Raw genomic sequence first — 18,661 nt, forward strand, 5'->3', positions numbered from 1 at the left:
TATCTCCAGCGTCGGTCTTATCCGAGCGCCTGCTCCAGGTCGGCGAGCAGATCGTCAACGGTTTCGATGCCGACAGACAGTCGCACGAGATCGGCGGGAACTTCAAGCGCTGAGCCCGCAGCCGACAGATGTGTCATCTGACCCGGGTGCTCGATCAGCGATTCCACCCCGCCGAGCGACTCCGCCAGCACGAAGAGCTTAGTCCGGTTGCAGATCGCGATCGCCTGCTCCGGCCCGCCGGCCGCGCGGAACGAGACCATGCCGCCGAACCGGCTCATCTGCTTGGCGGCCGTCTCGTGGCCAGGGTGGTCGTCCAGGCCCGGGTAGAGGATCCGACCGACGGACGGGTGCTCGCGCAGGTAGCCGACGATCCGCTCGGCGTTGTCGCAGTGCCGATCCATGCGTACGCCAAGCGTCTTGATCCCGCGCAGGGTGAGCCACGCGTCGAACGGACCGTTCACGCCGCCCATCGCGTTCTGGTGGAATGCCAGCTCGTCACCGAGCCCGGAGTCCGCGGTGACCAGCGCGCCACCCACCACGTCAGAGTGCCCGCCCAGGTACTTCGTGGTGGAGTGGATCACCACGTCGGCACCGAGCGCGATCGGCTGCTGCAGGTACGGCGAGGCGAACGTGTTGTCCACGGCGAGCATGGCGTCGTACTCGTGGGCGAGCGCGGCCAGCGCCGGGATGTCGGCGATGTTGAGCAGCGGGTTGGTCGGCGTCTCCGCCCAGATCAGACGGGTGTGCCCCGGCCGGAACGCGGCGCGGACCGCGTCCAGGTCGTCCAGCGGCGCGGCGGTCCAGTCCAGTCCCCACCGCTCGGCCACCTTGGCGAAGAGCCGGTACGTGCCGCCGTACGCGTCGTTCGGGATGACCACGTGATCGCCGGGCCGGCACACCGTACGCAAAAGGGTGTCCTCGGCCGCAAGGCCGCTCGCGAATGCGAGCCCGCGCTGGCCGCCCTCGATCGCCGCCAGGCATTCCTGAAGTGCGTCCCGGGTCGGATTGCCGGACCGGCTGTACTCGTAGCCCAGGCGGGGGGCGCCGACGGCATCCTGGGCGTAGGTGCTCGTCTGATAGATGGGTGGCACCACCGCGCCGGTCCGCGGGTCCGGCTCCTGGCCGGCGTGGATGGCAAGGGTGTCGAACCCGTAGCTGTTAGCCGTCATGTTCCGCAAGGCTAGTCTCACCTGATGGCGGACTGCTTGTTCTGCGGCATCGTGGCGGGATCGAAGCCGGCGTTCATGGTGGCCTCATCGCCGGCGGGTGTCGCCTTCCTCGACATCCGTCCGGTGTTCAAGGGTCACGTCCTCGTGGTCCCGCGCCCGCACATCGTCGAGCTGACCGATCTGCCGATTTCCGATTTGCCGGATTACTTCCGCTTCGTCCAGCAGATTGCCGCCGCTGCGCCCACCGCTCTCGGCTCGCAGGGCACCTTCGTCGCGATGAACAACATCGTCTCCCAGTCGGTGCCGCACCTGCACACCCATGTCGTCCCCCGCACCAAGGGCGACGGCCTGCGCGGATTCTTCTGGCCGCGGCACAAGTACGCGAGCGACGACGAGGCCGCGGAGATCGCCGAGACCATTGGTAAGGAATACCTCCGTCTCAGCGTTACAGACCACGGACGAAGGGAGTGACCGTGTTCCTGCGGTACAAGAAGCTCGACCTGCCCACCGCCGAGACCGCCCTGCAGGGCCGGGACGCCGAGATTCCGGTCTCCGACACCCACACCGTGCTGGGCACACCGCTGAAGGGCCCGTGGCCGGCGGGACTCGAGGTCGCCGTCTTCGGAATGGGCTGTTTCTGGGGCGCGGAGCGCATCTTCTGGCAGCTCCCGGGCGTGCACTCGACGTCCGTCGGCTATGCCGGCGGCTTCACCGCCAACCCCACCTACGAGGAGACCTGCTCAGGCACGACCGGGCATGCTGAGGTGGTCCAGGTCGTCTACGACCCCAACAAGATCAGCTATGCGGACCTGCTGAAGGCATTCTGGGAGAACCACGACCCCACGCAGGGCATGCGGCAGGGCAACGACGTCGGTACGCAGTACCGGTCGGCGATCTACACCACAACGGACGCCCAGGCGGCCACGGCTGAGGCGTCGCTGGAGGCCTTCCAGCCGGTGGTGACCGCAGCTGGTCGCGGCCAGATCACTACCGAGATCAAGCCGCTGACGACGTACTACTTCGCGGAGGATTACCACCAGCAGTACCTTTCAAGTGATAAAAACCCAAACGGGTACTGCAACCACGGGCCGAACGGCATGACGTGCCCGATCGGTGTCGCTCGCACCAACTGATGCTCTTCTGATCTGGGCTCGTGCTCGCTTCGGCGGGTGCGGGCTCAGTTCGTTTCTGCCTGCCATCCCGTCGGCCGTCGACCCACCCTCCGGGGAGCGGGCCGCCGCCGGGGCCGCCGCTGCACGCCAAGCGTGAGGTACGTGCGGAGGCTGGCGGCCCCGGCGGTGGTCTGCTCGGCTTCGCCTGGGGCGACGGGCGGCGGGATGACTTCCTCCATCCCGGAGGCTTGAGATCCCCGCCGGAGGCATTGCTCTTTTGATCCTGCGCCGATCGTGAGCCGGTGCGCCGGCCGATGCCGGCGCTTGCGCCGCCAGCAGGCCGAGCGCGACCGGCGGTCACTGCTCGCGGACGAACACTCCGACGCCTGGCAGAGTCTCGGTGATCTCCTTGACCCTCAGGATCTGCATGGCGCGGTCGATGACAGGTTCGGTCACCTCGTATTGCGCGATCAACTCGCGGCGGCTGGGCAGCCGAGAGCCAGGCGGGAACTCGCCAGCGGCGATCCGCTTCTGAAGGTCGTCAGCGATCTCTTCGTATCGGTAGCGCGGCGGCACAGGTGATCTCCTCGGTTGGCACTTCCGAGTAGACCACCAATGACTAGCCATTGACTACCCAACGCTAGCTGTGGGAGGTTGAAGGCGGATCTCCTCGGTTGGCGCTTGGGAGACTCGGACAGCGCGGCCGGACGAGGCTGGTCCGTCCCGTGGTCAAGGCGAAGGCCCGGAGCAACCATGATGCTCCGGGCCTTCGCCTGCTCACTTTGCCCAAACCCGAAGGTTGGGCACATACGCCCTCTGCTCTCCCAGCCCGCGATCGAGGGATTACCTGCGACGCGGGTGGATCAAGCGTCGTACGACGTCAGACGGCCTGAGGAAGATCCATCCCGCCCGTTTTGGCTGCTGCCGTTGCTGTACTTCACTGCTGTACAGCAGCCATTGCGGCTGAGAGCTACCGCCGGGATCGGGCACACGATCGAGCAGCGGACCACGCGAGCAGACCGCCACACCCGCCACCAAAGCTGCAGCAGCTAGCACGTATACACCCTCACCCGTAACGTGTGTAGCAGCCTGTCGATATTAGGGGTGACGGTGGCAGGGAAAATTCCTAGATCACGGGAGCATCGATTGCCAGAATCTCGACGAGCTCCGCGCAGCGAGATGCACTCTGTTGATCTCACCAGCGAGGAGCTAACGGAAAGAGCAGATATCTCGTTCTTGGTGGAGGAGCGCGCCAAGGACAAGGAACGCCGGGATTTTCCGGGAGTGCTGCTGCAGTTTTCAACCCTTGTGGCGACGGGCTTGGGGGGTTTGGGGGCCTTCGCAGACTTAAAAGGTGTTCCGCTGGGAGGTCCCACGCTTGTCATTCTTGGCACCATACTGGTGCTCTTTGGGATCGCATTGCTCATACTTGTTACCCGGCGTGCTTCCCGTGATCGAGACAAGACTATTGCGATTAATCAGGTCGATGATCCTGAACTCCGTCTATTAGCTGCGCATCTGATGCAGGACCAGGACGACCTCAATAGAGGACTGTCGGTTCACGCGCTGCCGGGAGGGCGCTGATACCGATGACCAATCCCCCGATTCAGTCCAACCCTGCGCAACAACCGCTGCCGTCCAATATCTCTCTTGCCATCCAGCGAATAAACAGTGAACTCACCCGTCGGTCTTCGGAGCCTATGAGCTTGAGCCCACAGGCACGAGCGAAGCTAGAACTACTCCAGGCTGAATATCTAGCAGACCTGGGACAAGAAGCGGTCAGGATGGCTCGCAAAGACGATCTACGGACCGTAGACGAAGCCCACGTCAATCGTGCATCCTCGCGAATGGGGACTCATGCAAGAGGCGCGAGCGCATTAGCACATGCAGCGAATACGATTGGCGGTGTGATTGCGGGTGCAGCGCTTGCGTCGACATACGCAATTCTATTCACTGCCGGCCCTCACGATACTACTGAGATCGTAGTTGCGATCGTACTCGCTGCCGTTGGCTTTTCCCTACTCGCCATCGGCTTGACCATGACTTTCCTCCATGGGCGCCGGTGAGGTCTGAATCCGGCGTACAGGCCGACTCGTCCGTCGCCCACAAGGTCACGACCATCAGGACGGCGCTGGCTCGGCCTTATACATAGGCGTTGCTGGGCAACATCAGTCAGCGTTGGTCGCCGTCAGACGCCCTGACGACGCCCTGACGACGCCCTCAGCAACCCTCCTGAGGGGGTCATCCCGGTCGCCTGGGCTCCGCCCATGCCGGGCCATCGGCGGGACGTCAAATAGCCTCACCGTTTGACGTCCCGCCGATGGGCTGGCATCCCTCCGGGCAGGCGATCGGGGTGGCACCCGACCCACCGCAACCATCATCCTCCGTAGGTGACCGCACTTCCGTCATCCTGGGAGCCAGCCCGTCCGGCGAGGACCAGGGCTTGGACGGTAACCCCCTCGCTTCGCGCGATCGACCTCATGTCAGCCCGGAGCTGTTCCTATACTCCATGCCGCGACATGATCCTGGCGGACCCGCCACGGCATAGGGCCGATTTCTTTACTCCCAGTATTCAAGACGCCGCCTACAACATGCAGATAGGCACCGGAGTGGTCGATGAATTCATTATCTGCTCTCAGTCGCCCCATCTCAGAGAGCAGACCCTGAAACGCACCGGAGAATTCACCAGCCCTCCCCTCTCCCTTTTTGAACGCTTCGAACCATTCCTGGTACCAGGTAGATTTCTTCACCAGCCTACCCGTAAGAACGCCACCGGGCATCGACAGGACGATGGAACAACTGGCGTCGATGATATTGATGACGCCATTCAAGAGCGATAGCGTTTCATCGACATCTGGGCCACCTACCCGATCCGGGTAGTCGGGAGACGACGGGAAATTTTCCATTGATTCTCCGACACGAGTGGGCCATAATCTTGCAGGCAGGACACTCTACTGAAACCTGGTGCTTCATGTCTAGTCGAATGGTCGGCATAGTAGATGCGGGGTTCGTTACTCGCTCCGCGAGGACACTCACGAGGCAACCTGATCTTGAGTTTGAGCCAGTGGAACTTGCGTCCTGGCTATCTACGGCGGGAACGAGGCTAGGCGCGCCATTCCTCAGGGCGTACTGGTACGACGGCGCACATGCGCCAGGCGTGCCACAATTCGCGCATCAGCGAGAAAAATTCGCAAAGCTTGAGCGCACTCCAGGAATACAGCTCCGGCTAGGTCACCTAGAGAAGAGAAAATTCGACTACAAGCCAGCACTTCGCAAGGCCACTGAGGAGATGGGCATTGACTACGAAGAGTTGATGCGCCGCTTCAGGCCCGAAGCTTTTTACCAGCAAAAGGGCGTGGATAGCCTCATCGTTCTTGACATGGTTCGCCTAATTCAACAAGGCGCTTGCTCGCACATCGTACTGATGGCGGGTGACAGGGATCTTGCCGAAGCAGTCAGAACCGTGCAACAACTGGGAGCTACAGTTGTGTTGGCAATACCTGAGGGCGCACCGGTAGCTATTGAAGTTAGAAACCTCGCCGATGAGGTAGTAATTTGGTCCACGCAGACGGTTGCTCGACTAACAAAGCCTTTTATGGACCGCTTTGAAGCTGTTGTGCAGATGGAGACCGACGACCTCGCGAGCAGCTAAAGCGGCTTTGACAGAATTGCCGTAGTTCCGAAAGACCCCTGACACGGCTACAGGAGCCGCAGCTCAGGGGTCTTTGTCTTCGCGCCTGCCGCCGGGCTGGAACCGCCGGCGCCGCCGCGTAGCAGAGGCGTCCGGCGGCGGGCCTCCGGCCCCGGCCCTGCTAGGCGGCGCGACCGGGTCGCGGAGCGGCCCGGCTTGACCCTGTATTGAAATTCGTAACCATGGATCGGCGGTCAAGCTGCTCCGATGCGGCGTGCGGTCACCTGCCCGGCGCGGATGCCGTCAACGATCATCTCTTCACCGCGCGCCAGGCCCGAACGGGAGAACTTCCACTTGGCGTCGACCAGGATCTCTCGTTCATCACGTGCGGGTAACCCCTCGGCCTGGCGGCGTTCGGCCTCCTGGTGCGCCTTCCGCTCATCGCGCAGCTCGCCGTACGTGACTGAGTAGCGCCGACTTTTGGTGGCGGCGTGGCCTCGGTAGCCGAGCATGTGAGCCCACCGGCCGAACGGCACCTCTCCATATGCTGACACGCCATCGAGGGCGAAGCAGGTCCGCACCATGCACTCGGTGTGGGCGGGCAGGTGCAGGTGTTGCAGGGCGTCAAGGTTCTTGATCCTGCGCGGTGGCAGACCGGTGATCTCGCCGCCCTTGGTGACGTACTTGGCGATGTAACGGGCGACGTTACGGCTGGTGATGCCTCCGCCGGCTTCGGCGATCGTCTGGGTGTCCACCTGGGTGCCGAAGCGCAGTTCTCGGAAGGCCCAGTCCGGATCGGCCGGATCCGGCACAATCATGGAGGTAGTCGCGACGGCACGGCGCAAGCAATCATCCAGCAGGTCAACGGTCGCCCACACCGGAGGCGACGTTTCGGGACCATCCGGGCCGTCGATGCGGATCACGCTGTGGAAGTGGATGACGCCCCGCGCCTGGTACTCGGCGACCTTGAAGAACGACACCTTGGCAACCTTGCCCAGCGCGCTTCGGCTCAGTCCGACCGTGGCCGCGACCTCACGCCGTAGGTAGATGGTCAACCGCTTCCACAGCTCACCGGCGTACGCGTTGAACAGCACGGCACCGGCGTAGTCGTAGCAGTCCGGGCACAGCGCCCCGCCGGCTCGTGGGTCGTCCTCTCCGTGGCGTTCCCGGCAGGACATGACGACACCGTGCGGGCACTTCTCGGCGTTGCGCCGGACTCTGCATCGCAACGGCTTGCCGTCGCGGCCCATGGTCTTGTGGCGGGTGTGCACCGCGCCGAAGGACGGCGCGGTGAGCGTCGCGAAGATGGCCGGATGCTCGGCGACCGTCTCCGGGATGCCCTTGCCACCCGTGAGACCAGCGCTCGCCACCTGGTACGTGTCGTCACGGTGCAACTGCGAGCACGACGGGCAGACAGCGGCTCGCCGGTTCCCGCAGCGGACCAGTCGATACCCGGTGGGCTCGTCGTCGGTGCTGTAGTGATCCAGCACCTCACCTGTCTCCGCGTCGGTGACGGTGCGGTAGCCGCGCATTCGGGTGGGATTCGAGCACGCCCCCGTCGACCTGACCTGCTTCTGCCACTCCTGGAAGTCGGGCATCGCCATCCGGGCGGCCATCGCGCGGATGTCCTCGGGGAGAGCTTCGAGCCCGCTCATGCAGCCCTGCCCAGCGCCGGACCGCTGCGATCATCGCTGGACCGTTCGTCTTCCGCGCTGGTCCGCGGCTGCGTCAGGTCAACGCCGAGGATCGCGCCAATGCGTTGCCACTTCTCTTCCGACCACACGGGGGACGCGGCGGCTTGCCTGCGGCCCCATTCACGTGCACTGACCGTTGCCAACTTGTGGCGGCTCCTTCCTCGATTCCGGGAAAAGAGCGCGCGAGATCGCCACACCGGCAATCGGTGCGGAAATGATGGCGACGGATGCTACGGAAGCGTGATTCCTGGAATCGAGAAAGATGTGGGCCTGATGCGTCTGCCTACCGCCGTAACGGCCGTGGCTCCGGTTGCCCCACGACGGCGGTCCTCTCGTTGCTCTAGCGGCCGATCCCGGTTAGCTCATCAAGGCAGAGGGCGCATGCTTCCGTATTCAGATGTGACGATGTTCGCGGCTCCGCGATCGAGAATAGCGCTCTGAATCATGGCTTCCAGCCAATTGATACGGCGGCCGGTCAGAAAGCAACTCGCTGTCACGACGACGGGTTCTGACCGTAGGACACCGCTGGTGTCCACTGGCGTCCGTTGAGGTCCAGTGAGATCTGATGAGAACTAATGACAAACAACGGGAGAGGGTGGCCCACATCACAGATCTTGCGCTCCGTGACGGCGCAGGGCGCGGCGATCAGTCCTCGCGCCAGATGGGTTCCAGCAGGTCAGGGTTGAACGTCGCGCGACCACGACCGTTTGGATGCACGATGACGGCGTGCAGGGCTTCGTGGATGTACGCCCGCTTGCGCATGACGTCCAGGCCGCCCTCCTCCTCGGGCATGTACCAGCGGCGGCGCAGGTCCTCCACGTCAAGCTTCCGGCGCTCGATCTGAAGCGAGTAGCGGCCTTGCTCGGCTCGCAGGCGGGCGATCTTCTCTTCGAGCTGGCGCACATTCGCGAAGAAGAACTCATTCGAGATTCCGCCGGCTCGCCAGACGCGACCCAATTCGTCAAGCTGGCCTTGACTGTTCCCCAACTCTTCGACTCCGGCCCATACCTGGCTACCGCCCGTACCCGCTGAGCGCATCTCGCGCTCCTCAAGCTTCGCGAGCACCATTTCCGACACGTACTCGTCGACTTTGGCGCCGTGCCGACCAATTCCGGAGCATCCGCCTTGGGCCTTCGGCTGGCAGAGGTAGTGGTAGACATCCGGATTACGGCACCACCGCCGCGCACGTAGCGGGCAATTGCAGAGGCTCCCGTCCGGTCTCGGCTTGCCGCACCGGAGGATGCCACTGAGCAGATAGCGGTGTTCGGAGAAGTCCGCCGCGAGCACGTTGCCCACCGAACCGTCCGGGTTGACGCTCCTCCCCTTGCGGTTGCTCATGATGGCGTTGACGGCTTGCCACGTAGCCGGGTCGATGATCGGCTCCCAGGCGCCCTCGACCGGCTTCCCGCTGTCGTCGGTCACGATCTCGCCGTGCAGCATTCGCCACCCGCACAGACGCGGGTTGGCCAGCGTCACCCGCAATGAACGCGAAGACCACTGATTCCCGAGCGAGGTCCGCACGCCAGCAGCGATCCACTCCCGCACGATGGAGTTGAGCGATCGGCCGGCGGCGAACTCCTTCGCCGCCTTAGCGACGAGCGGTGCTTCAACCGGGTCCAGGCTGCGGCGGTCGGCAGCCCATCCGAACGGTCGCGTGCCTCCGGCGGGCTGGCCGCTCTCTGCACGATCGCGGTGAAATCGGCGCAACCGACGGCGCGCCTTCCGAGACTCGATCTTCGAGAACGCCACGCCGACCAGCCCGAGCCCTTCGACATCCTCCGCGTAGAGATCCTTTGGACCACGCTCGTCGGCGAACACCCGGCCGTCGTCGGCGGTCAGCGCCTCTACGAACCGCTCGTAGTCACCAGCTCGCCGGGCTAACCGGTCCTCGTTGAGCACCACGACGCCACGTACCTTCGTTCCGTCGGCCAGGTGGCCGACCGCGATGGCCTTGAGCATCGCCTCAAACGCCTCACGGATCACACCGGCCTTGCTCGCCGACCGGTCGTTGTCGGTGAGCTCGGCGACCACCACCCACCCCAGACGTTGCGCTGTCCGCCGGTTGACCTTGTGCTGATTAGTGACACCATGCTCATCACGCTCACCGTCGCTGCTGATCCGCGCGTACGAGATCACCGACACCGATCCAGGACCATCAATAGTCACCTAGCGGACGGTACTACCACCAGCAGTATCTGTCGGACGCGAAGAATCCGGGCGGGTACTGCAACCACGGGCCGAACGGGATGACCTGCCCGATCGGGGTGGCTCGCACCAACTGACACGACAACACGGGACGGGACCCTCTCCGAGGCCCGTCCCGTGGGACGTTGGGTGGGAGGAGGTGGCCTGAGATGCGCCGATACGCCAAACCCATCGTCGTCGCGGACGATCTCGACCTGTTGCAGGGGCGGACGACGGGAGTCGTCACCCTGCCGCCTCACCTCGATTGGTCCGGTGCGGCCGACTACGACGTCGATGCCCCGGCCGGATCGTCGATCTCTACCGAACTGTCCTGATCGAAGCGACCAAGCCCGACGATCTGCACGCCTTTCTTGATCGGGCAATCCTCGCCAGACTCTGGCCATCGATCTGGCTTCCGCCGGACCTACGCCGTGCGTGGGAAGAACGCTTCCGCGAACTCAGGCAGACCGCGTCGGAGATTCCTGCCGCGTAAGGTCCCCGGCATGGATCCACGTCACCGCGAGCTGGCTGAGATCGCTCTTCGCGCGCCCGGAGGCGGTTATGGACTCGCGCTCGCCGGCGGCTATGCCGTTCGGGAACACGGTATGGGTAACCGGCCGAGCGGCGATGTCGATCTGTTCACCGACTGGCAGCGCCGGGCGGACTTTCCCGCCGCCGCGGATCTCGTCATCGAGGCTTTGACCGACAACGGTTTCGTGGTCGATGTCCTCGCTCGGGCGGACACCTTCGCCCGACTGCTGGTCTCTCGACCTGACGAGCTGGACGTGGAGCCGCAAAAGATGGAGCTGCGATTTCTCGGCTTTGGGTCATTTCCGATTTGCTTCGCGAAAAGCAGCCTGGTCGGCTACTGCTATTACCGAAGGCCCGCGTTCCAATCGCGCGACGTTCGCCGACGCGCTAGGAGCACTGGACCAGATCAGCGATACCGCATTCGCTCCCTGCGGCGTTGCCAAAGCAACCATTCGAGGCCGATTCTCCGAGCAGCAGAAGGAGTTGAGGCGGAATTAACGCGCTGTCAGACCTGAATGGCTGTCACAGCAGTATCTGTCCGACAGGAACATCCAGTCAGGCCCAAGCTTCCACCAAGCCCGCCAGCCGCTCAAGATACATAAGGGGCCATTCTAATCAGGAAGAATATCTTTATCGAAATCGAAGAAGGAAACAAAGAACGCACTCATCAACGCAAGGCTCAAGGCGATCGACAGCAGAACTATCGGCACTGGAGTACCTGCATCAAAGAGTCGCCAGTAGGCGTATACTATGAATGCAACCGGAATGAAAACGGCGCTCACAACTTCGCCATAACCAAATACAATGCCCAACTTTCGTCGTTTCTGGAAGCCGGCACTGCGCAGAATCGTCACCAGGCCCGGCTCTGGCATGAGGACGTCGTAGAAGTCGATCGTCCGGCTTCCCCCGAATCTCTCGTATGCGAGCGCAACGACCAGCCGTCTTTTCAAATCCAGTTCATTGATCGTGCTTATGAGCTTCAAGAGCGACGCCGAAATGACGACCGGAATAGCAGCACGCACAAGACCGAAGTCGCTTAACTTGATAGCAAAGACTTCAGCTTCTTTGACACCCTTCGACGAAAGCACTTCGAAGAGAAAGATGGCCAGGAAAATGAAAAGAATTGCCCGTGAAGCATCTTTTCGTTCTTCTCGGTAGCCGTCTATCAAGTGATTCATGTAGTTGTTGTACGCATCACGATCGTCGCCAAATGCGGCGATCAGTTGTCGAGCAGCAGCACTCGCTCCTTCTTCGTCAGCCACGGGCGCATCAACCTCCTGGGCATCGACGGAACACAGGAATCAGATTAACTTCATGCCGCATCTAGCAGAGGCGATGCCCCTGGCGTCGACAAGCCTGTTCCCGTGCCGGGGCGCCAATTTCACCTTCATGGCTGGATGTCAACAGCAGTCGGTGACAGGCGGCGTGTGCCTCGATGCGGGCGGGCTTACCGGCCTACGCTTGACTCCTGACCGCCGGAGCCGAGGATGCGAGGCTCAAACGGCTGCTGCTTGCGACGCGAAGGCTTTGGACCCCGGTGGGGCGCCCGGAACACACCGGGCGCCCGTGCTCGGCTTCCGACGGCCGTGACCAGCCCCGCGGCCACGTCTCACCAGCGCGGCCACCGCTGGCCCTGTATTGAAATCCTGACCGCCAGCGGCCGTGCGGGTGCACGGCAGAGCTCTACAGGCCGCACCGGCGACATGCTCGGCACGCTGCGGCGGGAGGCTGATGGGTTAGAGGGCGTGGGTGTAGCGGAGCTGGGGCAGGGGCTGATCGTTGACCGGGGCGACCCGCGTCGCGCCGTCGGGGTACCAGCCGCCGGCATCGTAGAAGCGGCGGGCGGCCTTGTTGCCTTCCAGGACCCAGAGCACGGCCCGGTCGAGGCCGTATCGGGGCAGGTCGGTCAGGGCCTTGAGCATCAGCTGGCGGCCGATGCCGGCGCCGACCCACGCCGGATCCACATGGATGGCGTACAGCTCGGCGGCGCCGGGGGTCTCGCTCGGGCCGATGTACGTGAAGCCGAGCAACTGGCCGTCATGTTCGGCGACGGTCATCCGGTGGGTGTCCCGCTCCCAGCGCCAGCGCTCGACCCACCACTCGGTCAGCATTTCCGGGCCGCGCTGCGCGAAGGTGGCGGGGTCGACCAGGTCGGCGTAGGCGGCGGCGCGGGAGCGGTGGTGCAGGGCGCCTACCAGGGCGGGATCGGAATCCTCGGCCGGACGTAGCAGTACGGTCATGGGTCCGACGGTAGCCGGGTCAGGCGGCGGCGCGCCGGGGTGGCAGGGGGACCCGGAGCAGATCTTCGGCGATCACGATCGGGCCTTCGAATTCCTTGCGCGCTTCATCGAGGAAACGGGTGGCGTCCTGGTAGCGCTGGGAGAAATGCGTCAAAACCAGCATCCGTACGCCGGACTCGCGCGCGACCGCGGCGGCCTGGCCGGCCGTGAGGTGGCCGACCTGAGCGGCCATCGCGGCGTCCTCGGCGAGGAACGTCGACTCGATGACCAGCAGGTCCACCCCTTCGGCCAGGGCGTACACGTTGTCGCACAGGCCGGTGTCCATCACGAAGGCGAAACGCTGGCCGGGGCGGACCGTGCTGACCTGGTCCAGGGTCACGTCACCCAGGCGTCCGGTGCGCTGGAGCTCACCGACGGCCGGGCCGCTGATGCCGTGCTGGGCGAGGAGGGCGGGCAGCATCCGCCGGGAGTCCGGTTCGACCAGGCGGTACCCGTACGTCTCGATGGAATGCCATAGCGGCAGCGCGGTGAGGCGCCCGGCCGAGGTCTCCGCGACGAAGCCGGCGCCCACCGGCGACGGCACGATCTCGGCGTTGTCCCAGTAGCTGGTGGCGTGCCGCAAACGGTCGTAGAACTCCTGCCCGCCGGCCGGGTAGTGCACGGTGACCGGGTGCGGGACCCGGTCCAGGGAGACGCGCTGAAGGATGCCGGGCAGGCCCAGGCTGTGATCGCCGTGGAAGTGGGTGACGCAGATCCGCCTCAGCGGGGTGACCGGGAGGCCGGCCAGCAGCATCTGCCGCTGGGTGCCCTCGCCCGGATCGAAGAGGATCACCTCGTCGTCCCAGCGCAGCAGGTATCCGTTGTGGTTGCGGTGCCGAGTCGGCACCTGGCTGGCCGTGCCGAGCACGATCAACTCCCGCATGGAAACCCCCGCACAGCGCTCGCTTCAAACATGAAGCGACCCCAGGGGACTTCCACGCTCGCGGACGAGCGTGGTCCGGTCGGACAAGGCCGGATCCCCTGGGGTCGGGTGGCTGTCTGGTACTCGCCGGGCCGCTGCCACACGGTCTCGACGTCGTTCCGTATAAAACGAAGCTGTCAAGGACAGCGGCTAGCGGACAGCCACCTCACGAGTCCCGTTGCTATACAACTTCGGACCACCTCCCTTCACGTGTACGGCCACGTTAGCCATCGGAGCGGGGTCCTGCCAACGCTTTTTGAATCACTAAAGACGCGGGAATACCCGGGGGGACATTTCGGTTCCTTCCACCAGAAGTGAGGCGGGTCCCACCAGCTTCGAATCGGGCGTGCCGACGATCTCCGAGTCCTTGCCGTCGTAGTTGAAGCGGTGCAGCACGTGCCGGATCGCCTCCAGCCTGGCTCGCTTCTTGTCGTTGCTCTTCACCACGGTCCAGGGCGCGTCGGCGGTGTCCGTGTAGAAGAACATCGCCTCCTTCGCCTCGGTGTAGTCGTCCCACTTGTCCAGGGACTCCAGATCCATCGGCGAGAGCTTCCACTGGCGTACCGGGTCGACCTGGCGGATCGCGAACCGGGTGCGCTGCTCTTCCTTGGAGACCGAGAACCAGAACTTCACCAGATGGATGCCGGACCGGACGAGCATCCGCTCCAGTTCCGGGGTCTGCCGCATGAACTCCAGGTACTCCTGGCGGGTGCAGAAACCCATCACCCGCTCCACGCCGGCCCGGTTGTACCAGGACCGGTCGAAGAGCACGATCTCACCGGCCGCCGGCAGGTGTTTGATGTAGCGCTGGTAGTACCACTGGGTCTCCTCCCGCGGGTTCGGCTTCTCCAGCGCCACCACCGAGGCGCCGCGCGGGTTGAGGTGCTCCATGAAGCGCTTGATGGTGCCGCCCTTGCCGGCCGCGTCCCGCCCCTCGAAGAGGATCACCAGACGTGACCCGGTGTCCTTGCACCAGTTCTGCAGTTTCAGCAGCTCGATCTGTAGCAGCCGCTTGTGATGGTCGTAGTCCGCGCGATCCATCCGCTCGTCGTACGGGTAGTCCTCGCGCCAGGTGTCGACCGGGCTGCCGTCCGCGTTCAGCAGGCGAGGATCGTCGTCCTCGTCGTCCGCCACGCGATAACCAGCCAACTCGACTATCGGTCCCTCATAAGGCGGAGTGGTTCGTTCGTCCTCCGCGATCAAGCCTTCGCCAGCCAACGTCGCACCTTCTTACGCCGGGAGGCCCGCACGAGCGCGGGCACCGCTCGAAGGGTCTCTTTACCCACCTGTTCCTGCCTGCCGTATAGCACGCCGAAATGAAAACTGTCCGAACCAAGCTCGCGGAGCACCTCACGGGCGACGGTGGAGTCCTGATGGGCACCCAGGCCGTCCTGGAGGGCGGTCAGCGTCTTCACCAGACGCTTAGCGGGTTTGCCGGCCTCCGGGCTGATCAGCTCGACCGCGTACCGGGCTTTCTTGTACGACTTACGGGCCTCGTGGATCTCCTCGTCCACGCCGTCGGCCATCGCGGTGTCCAGCTGCTCGTCGGCCTTGCGCAGGACCTTGCGAGTCCGCTTCGCCGGGCTCTCGGAGCTCGCCGGCGGCCCGTCCACCAGCTCGTCGACGCAATCCAGCAGATTCAGGTACCGGTCCGAGTCGAGCGCCGCGGCCAGCTTCTCCCGGCCCTGCTCGACCCGGTGGTCGAGACCGGACCGGATCCGCTGCGCGGCGGGCTCGAACTCGGGGCCGGACTGCTCCGCTCCGGCGAGCAGCTTCTGCTCCAGCACCTGCGGGTCCCGGACCGCACCCAGGGCATGTGCCAGCCAGCGCAGCTCGGCGCCGGCCTCGCTCTCCGGGAACCACCTCTTGTACGTCTTCAACGTGCTGCGCAGGCGCCGGGTGGCGACCCGCATTTTGTGCACGGCCTGCTCCTCGCCACGGCGGGCGGCGGGGTCGTGCTCGAGGATGGCGTCGCGCTGCTCACGCGCGTACCGGAAAACGGGGTTGATCTTCTCGATCTTCGGCTTTTTCTGCTGGCCGGCGGCGAGCCGCCCGGCCAGCGCCCGCGCCGCCTTGGAGGGGCCCGCCGCCGGCGTGGCGCCCACGGCGAGCAGGGCCTGCTCGACCGCGTCGAGCAGCGCGGCGTCACCGTCCACCAGCTCCACCTCGACCTCCTGCCAGGAGGTCTCCTCGCCGTCCGACTCGGCGCGCACCTGGTCCTGCGCGACCAGCGCGAGCGTGCGGCCGTCGCCGTCACGCAGCGGCGTCTCCACCCGGTGAGTGCGGAGCCGGACAACCGGCGCCACCGGGTGGCGCCGCACGATCGTGCGCACCAGGCGCAGCAGCTCGTCGGGCACGGTGCCGGCTTCGCCGGAAACCCGATGTTCGGTACGCCCGGAGCCGTCACCGGGAGTCTTCAGATGCCAGCCCGCGTCGTTCCCGCCAGTACGGCGCCGAAGTGTCCGGCGGTTTTTCATCAACCGCAGGTCCTCGGTGTCGAAGTAGGTGGCGTCGAGATCATGGATCTCGGCGTCGTCGACGCTGGCGATGCCGGCCACACCGGCCAGGTCCGGAAGTTCGAAGGTCTCAGGGACGTCGTACTTACGCTCGGTCTCGGTGGCGATCTCCACAAGTCAATGGTGCCCGTTCCACCGCGTATAACACAGCGCTGTCTCAGGTTGGGCTGGCATCTTGGGAGCCCGGCCCAAAAGGAGTGCTGCATGGAGAAGCCCGAACCCCGTCCCGTCTCCCTCGCCGGCCTGCGCCTCATCGGCGCGGGCGCCGTCCTCGGACTGGCCCTGGCCGTCCCGGCCTCACCGGCGCAGGCCGACCCGCCCCGGCCGCCGGCCTCGCCGGTCGCCGAGCACGACACGCCCGAGGATTAGATGGCCAGAGGCTAGAGCCGGGCGCTGTCGTCGTCCCGCAGGTACAGCGCCCGGGCGTAATTCGCGGTGGCGGCGCCGTAATACATCGTGGCCAGGCCCATGTGGAAGTTGTTGTTGGTGATCGCGTTCTTCGCGGTGGCCGTCGCGGACCAGCGAATCTCCGCGTCCGAGGCGCTGATTCCGCGGCGTGCGCACCGCTGCCGGTTCATCTCCTTGCCGGTTCGCCACGTCTCCATCGCCTTCTCGGCCTCGCGCATCATGGCCCGGCCCTGTTGCAGGAGAAACTCGGCGAGCTCCCAGGCGGCCCGCTCCTCGTTGTTCTGAAAACTCGGTGACATCGATCCACCTCCACTCTCGTTCGCTTTCGAGTTTGAGCGGGATGTCATGACATGTCGATTTTTTTCGATCGCGGGTGTGAAATGTGCTCGCCGCGCTTGCCTTTGGGGGTGATCACCTCCCCGGGTCCGGCGGAGCTTCGGTCCGGAGACGCAGCAAGCCCGCCGCAAGATTGCGGCGGGCTGCTGGTTGGGCGGGAGCACGGGACCGAGTGAATGCGGGGGAACCTGTTGGTCACGTACTCCCGCCCACCGCCCCGCCCGAACCGGATGCGCCTGGCCGGAGGCGCGGACCAGCGGAGGCGTGCCGATCCGAAATCCAATTCAAGGGCGGGTCTGGGCGCGGGATACCGGAACGCTGGCGGGGCGCTCCGGCGTCACCGCCGGGCGACGTCGCCGGGCCGGGAAGCCGTTGCTTGCCGGGGGACGGTCAAGCGCTTCGGCGACGTCGGAGTCTGGTCAGTCGGCATACCTCCACTGGTGGTCGTTGGAGCCGAAGTCGGTACGGTGCCGGCCGGGAGCGTTGCTGCTCTCGTCCAGGCCGTACCGGCGGCCGGGCCAGGTGCGCATGCTGTTGACGTCGTGCCGCAACGTCCATGCCTCGCGCCAGGGGCGGCGTGCGGCGGCGTCGGCCCGCTCGGCCAGGCGGCGTGCCGAACACGGCCATCGCCATCCACACCAGACGCAGTTGCCGTCCACACCGGCCGCCATGTGGCGTCCGAGCATGTGCTGCGCGTCCCGCCACAGCAGGCGGTCCACGATGTCGGCGGGCGCCGCCTCGTCGACGTCGACCATCCCCTTACCCCTCCGTTCGGGAGTGGCTCATAGCTCCGTCACGACACATACAACCGCAGCGAACCATCGGCTGGTCGGACTGTCTGTGCGATTGCGACAACTATCCGTGACGGTCACTGTTCGCCGTGGGCGGACGGCGTACGGGCATCGACTCGGATCAGCGGCTGTTGACTCTCACATGGACACCGAAGAATCCGAGGCCCTGGATGCCTACAGCCGGATCGTGACCGGCGTGGCCGCCCGGCTCCTGCCCTCGGTGGCCGCCCTCTCGGTCCGGTCGCCGCGCGGCGGGGCCGGTTCCGCGGTCACCTTCACCGACGACGGGTTCCTCCTGACAAACGCGCACGTCGTGGCCGGCGCGAACGGCGGCTCGGCGGCCTTCGCCGACGGTACCGAGACCCCGTTCGACGTGGTGGGCGCCGACGCGCTCTCCGATCTCGCGGTGGTCCGGGTGCACCGTCCGGGCGCACCGGCCGCGCCACTCGGCGACGCCGACGCGCTGCGCATCGGCCAGCTCGTGGTCGCCGTCGGCAACCCGATGGGCCTGGCCGGTTCGGTCACCGCGGGGGTGGTCTCCGGCCTGGGCCGCTCGCTGCCGGCCCGGGACGGCCGCCGGGTACGCATCATCGACAACGTCATCCAGACCGACGCCGCTCTCAACCCGGGCAACTCCGGCGGGGCCCTCGCCGAATCGACCGGCACCGTGGTCGGCGTCAACACGGCCGTCGCCGGGTACGGGCTCGGCCTGGCCGTGCCGATCAACACCACCACCCGCTCGATCATCGGCGAGCTGGTCGCCACCGGCCGGGTACGCCGGGCCTGGCTGGGCGTGGCCGGCGTACCCGTACCGCTGCCGCCGCCGCTCGCCGATCGGCTCGGCCAGAAGACCGGCTTGCGCGTCGTGGAGGTGGTGCCGGGCAGCCCGGCCGGCCAAGCCGGTGTCTACCTCGGCGACATCCTGATCACGGCGGGCGGGCAGCCGGTGCAGAGCGTGCAGGCGTTGCAGCGGCTCATGCTGGGCCCGGCGATCGGCGTGAACCTGCCGATCACCCTGCTCCGCCGCGGCGCCCTGGTCGACGTGATCACCGTGCCGGCCGAGCTGAACTGACAGCCCGGCCGGTTCG

Annotated in this window: 20 protein-coding genes and 1 pseudogene; 9 read left to right on the top strand and 12 right to left on the bottom strand. The window is 65.4% G+C overall.

The features are described 5' to 3' along the window. Positions 1 to 17 precede the first annotated feature (17 nt). Positions 18 to 1,169: a cystathionine gamma-synthase gene (locus I4J89_RS17105; protein WP_196414967.1), complete on the bottom strand. Its 1,152-nt coding sequence runs from the start codon at positions 1,167 to 1,169 to the stop codon at positions 18 to 20. Between the two features lie 24 nt (positions 1,170 to 1,193). Here I4J89_RS17105 and I4J89_RS17110 point away from each other — a divergent pair, with 24 nt between their 5' ends. Further along, positions 1,194 to 1,640 (top strand): HIT family protein, encoded by a 447-nt coding sequence (locus I4J89_RS17110; RefSeq protein ID WP_196414968.1) that lies wholly within the window; start codon positions 1,194 to 1,196, stop codon positions 1,638 to 1,640. Between the two features lie 2 nt (positions 1,641 to 1,642). Then, complete coding sequence (gene msrA / locus I4J89_RS17115) at positions 1,643 to 2,302, top strand: peptide-methionine (S)-S-oxide reductase MsrA (protein WP_196414969.1); 660 nt, start codon at positions 1,643 to 1,645, stop codon at positions 2,300 to 2,302. A 336-nt stretch (positions 2,303 to 2,638) separates the two neighbouring features. Here the strand turns inward: msrA and I4J89_RS17120 are convergent, their stop codons facing one another. Continuing rightward, entirely contained in the window at positions 2,639 to 2,908 is a 270-nt protein-coding gene (locus I4J89_RS17120) for a FadR/GntR family transcriptional regulator (protein WP_196414970.1), read from the bottom strand. Positions 2,909 to 3,460: 552 nt separating this feature from the next. Here I4J89_RS17120 and I4J89_RS17125 point away from each other — a divergent pair. Then, positions 3,461 to 3,865 (top strand): hypothetical protein, encoded by a 405-nt coding sequence (locus I4J89_RS17125; protein WP_196414971.1) that lies wholly within the window; start codon positions 3,461 to 3,463, stop codon positions 3,863 to 3,865. A gap of 899 nt (positions 3,866 to 4,764) precedes the next feature. Here I4J89_RS17125 and I4J89_RS17130 read toward each other — a convergent pair. Further along, positions 4,765 to 5,187 (bottom strand): GvpU-like protein, encoded by a 423-nt coding sequence (locus tag I4J89_RS17130; protein WP_196414972.1) that lies wholly within the window; start codon positions 5,185 to 5,187, stop codon positions 4,765 to 4,767. 251 nt (positions 5,188 to 5,438) lie between these two features. On the opposite strand from I4J89_RS17130, the gene I4J89_RS17135 reads away from it, so the two are divergent. Continuing rightward, complete coding sequence (locus I4J89_RS17135; RefSeq protein ID WP_196414973.1) at positions 5,439 to 5,933, top strand: NYN domain-containing protein; 495 nt, start codon at positions 5,439 to 5,441, stop codon at positions 5,931 to 5,933. Positions 5,934 to 6,166: 233 nt separating this feature from the next. Here the strand turns inward: I4J89_RS17135 and I4J89_RS17140 are convergent, their stop codons facing one another. Together I4J89_RS17140 and I4J89_RS51515 are read right to left on the bottom strand one after the other, a co-directional pair. Further along, positions 6,167 to 7,567: a replication initiator gene (locus I4J89_RS17140; RefSeq protein WP_196414974.1), complete on the bottom strand. Its 1,401-nt coding sequence runs from the start codon at positions 7,565 to 7,567 to the stop codon at positions 6,167 to 6,169. A gap of 684 nt (positions 7,568 to 8,251) precedes the next feature. Continuing rightward, positions 8,252 to 9,772: a recombinase family protein gene (locus I4J89_RS51515; protein ID WP_196414975.1), complete on the bottom strand. Its 1,521-nt coding sequence runs from the start codon at positions 9,770 to 9,772 to the stop codon at positions 8,252 to 8,254. A 14-nt stretch (positions 9,773 to 9,786) separates the two neighbouring features. On the opposite strand from I4J89_RS51515, the pseudogene I4J89_RS17150 reads away from it, so the two are divergent. The 3 genes and pseudogenes from I4J89_RS17150 to I4J89_RS17160 form a co-directional block, all read left to right on the top strand. Beyond that, positions 9,787 to 9,888: pseudogene (locus I4J89_RS17150) on the top strand (peptide-methionine (S)-S-oxide reductase MsrA); the annotation flags it as partial. A 72-nt stretch (positions 9,889 to 9,960) separates the two neighbouring features. After that, positions 9,961 to 10,125 carry a hypothetical protein gene (locus I4J89_RS49565; protein ID WP_230859058.1) on the top strand — a complete coding sequence of 55 codons (165 nt, stop codon included), beginning with the start codon at positions 9,961 to 9,963 and terminating at the stop codon, positions 10,123 to 10,125. Positions 10,126 to 10,293: 168 nt separating this feature from the next. After that, the gene (locus I4J89_RS17160) at positions 10,294 to 10,836 is read left to right on the top strand and encodes a hypothetical protein (protein ID WP_196414976.1); all 543 of its coding nucleotides are present in this window, start codon (positions 10,294 to 10,296) and stop codon (positions 10,834 to 10,836) included. 96 nt (positions 10,837 to 10,932) lie between these two features. On the opposite strand, the gene I4J89_RS17165 is transcribed toward I4J89_RS17160, so the two are convergent. The 5 genes from I4J89_RS17165 to I4J89_RS17185 form a co-directional block, all read right to left on the bottom strand. Then, entirely contained in the window at positions 10,933 to 11,583 is a 651-nt protein-coding gene (locus I4J89_RS17165; protein WP_196414977.1) for a hypothetical protein, read from the bottom strand. A 474-nt stretch (positions 11,584 to 12,057) separates the two neighbouring features. Beyond that, positions 12,058 to 12,561, bottom strand: a complete 504-nt coding sequence (locus I4J89_RS17170; protein ID WP_196414978.1) for a GNAT family N-acetyltransferase — start codon at positions 12,559 to 12,561, stop codon at positions 12,058 to 12,060. Between the two features lie 19 nt (positions 12,562 to 12,580). Continuing rightward, the gene (locus I4J89_RS17175) at positions 12,581 to 13,483 is read right to left on the bottom strand and encodes a ribonuclease Z (RefSeq protein WP_196414979.1); all 903 of its coding nucleotides are present in this window, start codon (positions 13,481 to 13,483) and stop codon (positions 12,581 to 12,583) included. A 303-nt stretch (positions 13,484 to 13,786) separates the two neighbouring features. Further along, complete coding sequence (ppk2, locus tag I4J89_RS17180; protein ID WP_309238354.1) at positions 13,787 to 14,656, bottom strand: polyphosphate kinase 2; 870 nt, start codon at positions 14,654 to 14,656, stop codon at positions 13,787 to 13,789. A 65-nt stretch (positions 14,657 to 14,721) separates the two neighbouring features. Next, positions 14,722 to 16,152, bottom strand: a complete 1,431-nt coding sequence (locus I4J89_RS17185; RefSeq protein ID WP_196414981.1) for a CYTH and CHAD domain-containing protein — start codon at positions 16,150 to 16,152, stop codon at positions 14,722 to 14,724. Between the two features lie 90 nt (positions 16,153 to 16,242). Here I4J89_RS17185 and I4J89_RS17190 point away from each other — a divergent pair, with 90 nt between their 5' ends. Further along, positions 16,243 to 16,407: a hypothetical protein gene (locus I4J89_RS17190; RefSeq protein WP_196414982.1), complete on the top strand. Its 165-nt coding sequence runs from the start codon at positions 16,243 to 16,245 to the stop codon at positions 16,405 to 16,407. An 11-nt stretch (positions 16,408 to 16,418) separates the two neighbouring features. Here the strand turns inward: I4J89_RS17190 and I4J89_RS17195 are convergent, their stop codons facing one another. Beyond that, the gene (locus I4J89_RS17195) at positions 16,419 to 16,745 is read right to left on the bottom strand and encodes a hypothetical protein (RefSeq protein WP_196414983.1); all 327 of its coding nucleotides are present in this window, start codon (positions 16,743 to 16,745) and stop codon (positions 16,419 to 16,421) included. Between the two features lie 456 nt (positions 16,746 to 17,201). Then, the gene (locus tag I4J89_RS17200; protein WP_196414984.1) at positions 17,202 to 17,537 is read right to left on the bottom strand and encodes a hypothetical protein; all 336 of its coding nucleotides are present in this window, start codon (positions 17,535 to 17,537) and stop codon (positions 17,202 to 17,204) included. A gap of 178 nt (positions 17,538 to 17,715) precedes the next feature. On the opposite strand from I4J89_RS17200, the gene I4J89_RS17205 reads away from it, so the two are divergent. After that, positions 17,716 to 18,645, top strand: coding sequence for a S1C family serine protease (locus tag I4J89_RS17205; protein WP_196414985.1), 930 nt, complete (start codon positions 17,716 to 17,718; stop codon positions 18,643 to 18,645). Positions 18,646 to 18,661: the final 16 nt, after the last annotated feature.

The sequence above is a fragment of the Actinoplanes aureus genome, from assembly GCF_015704865.1.
Classification (GTDB): Bacteria; Actinomycetota; Actinomycetes; order Mycobacteriales; family Micromonosporaceae; genus Actinoplanes; species Actinoplanes aureus.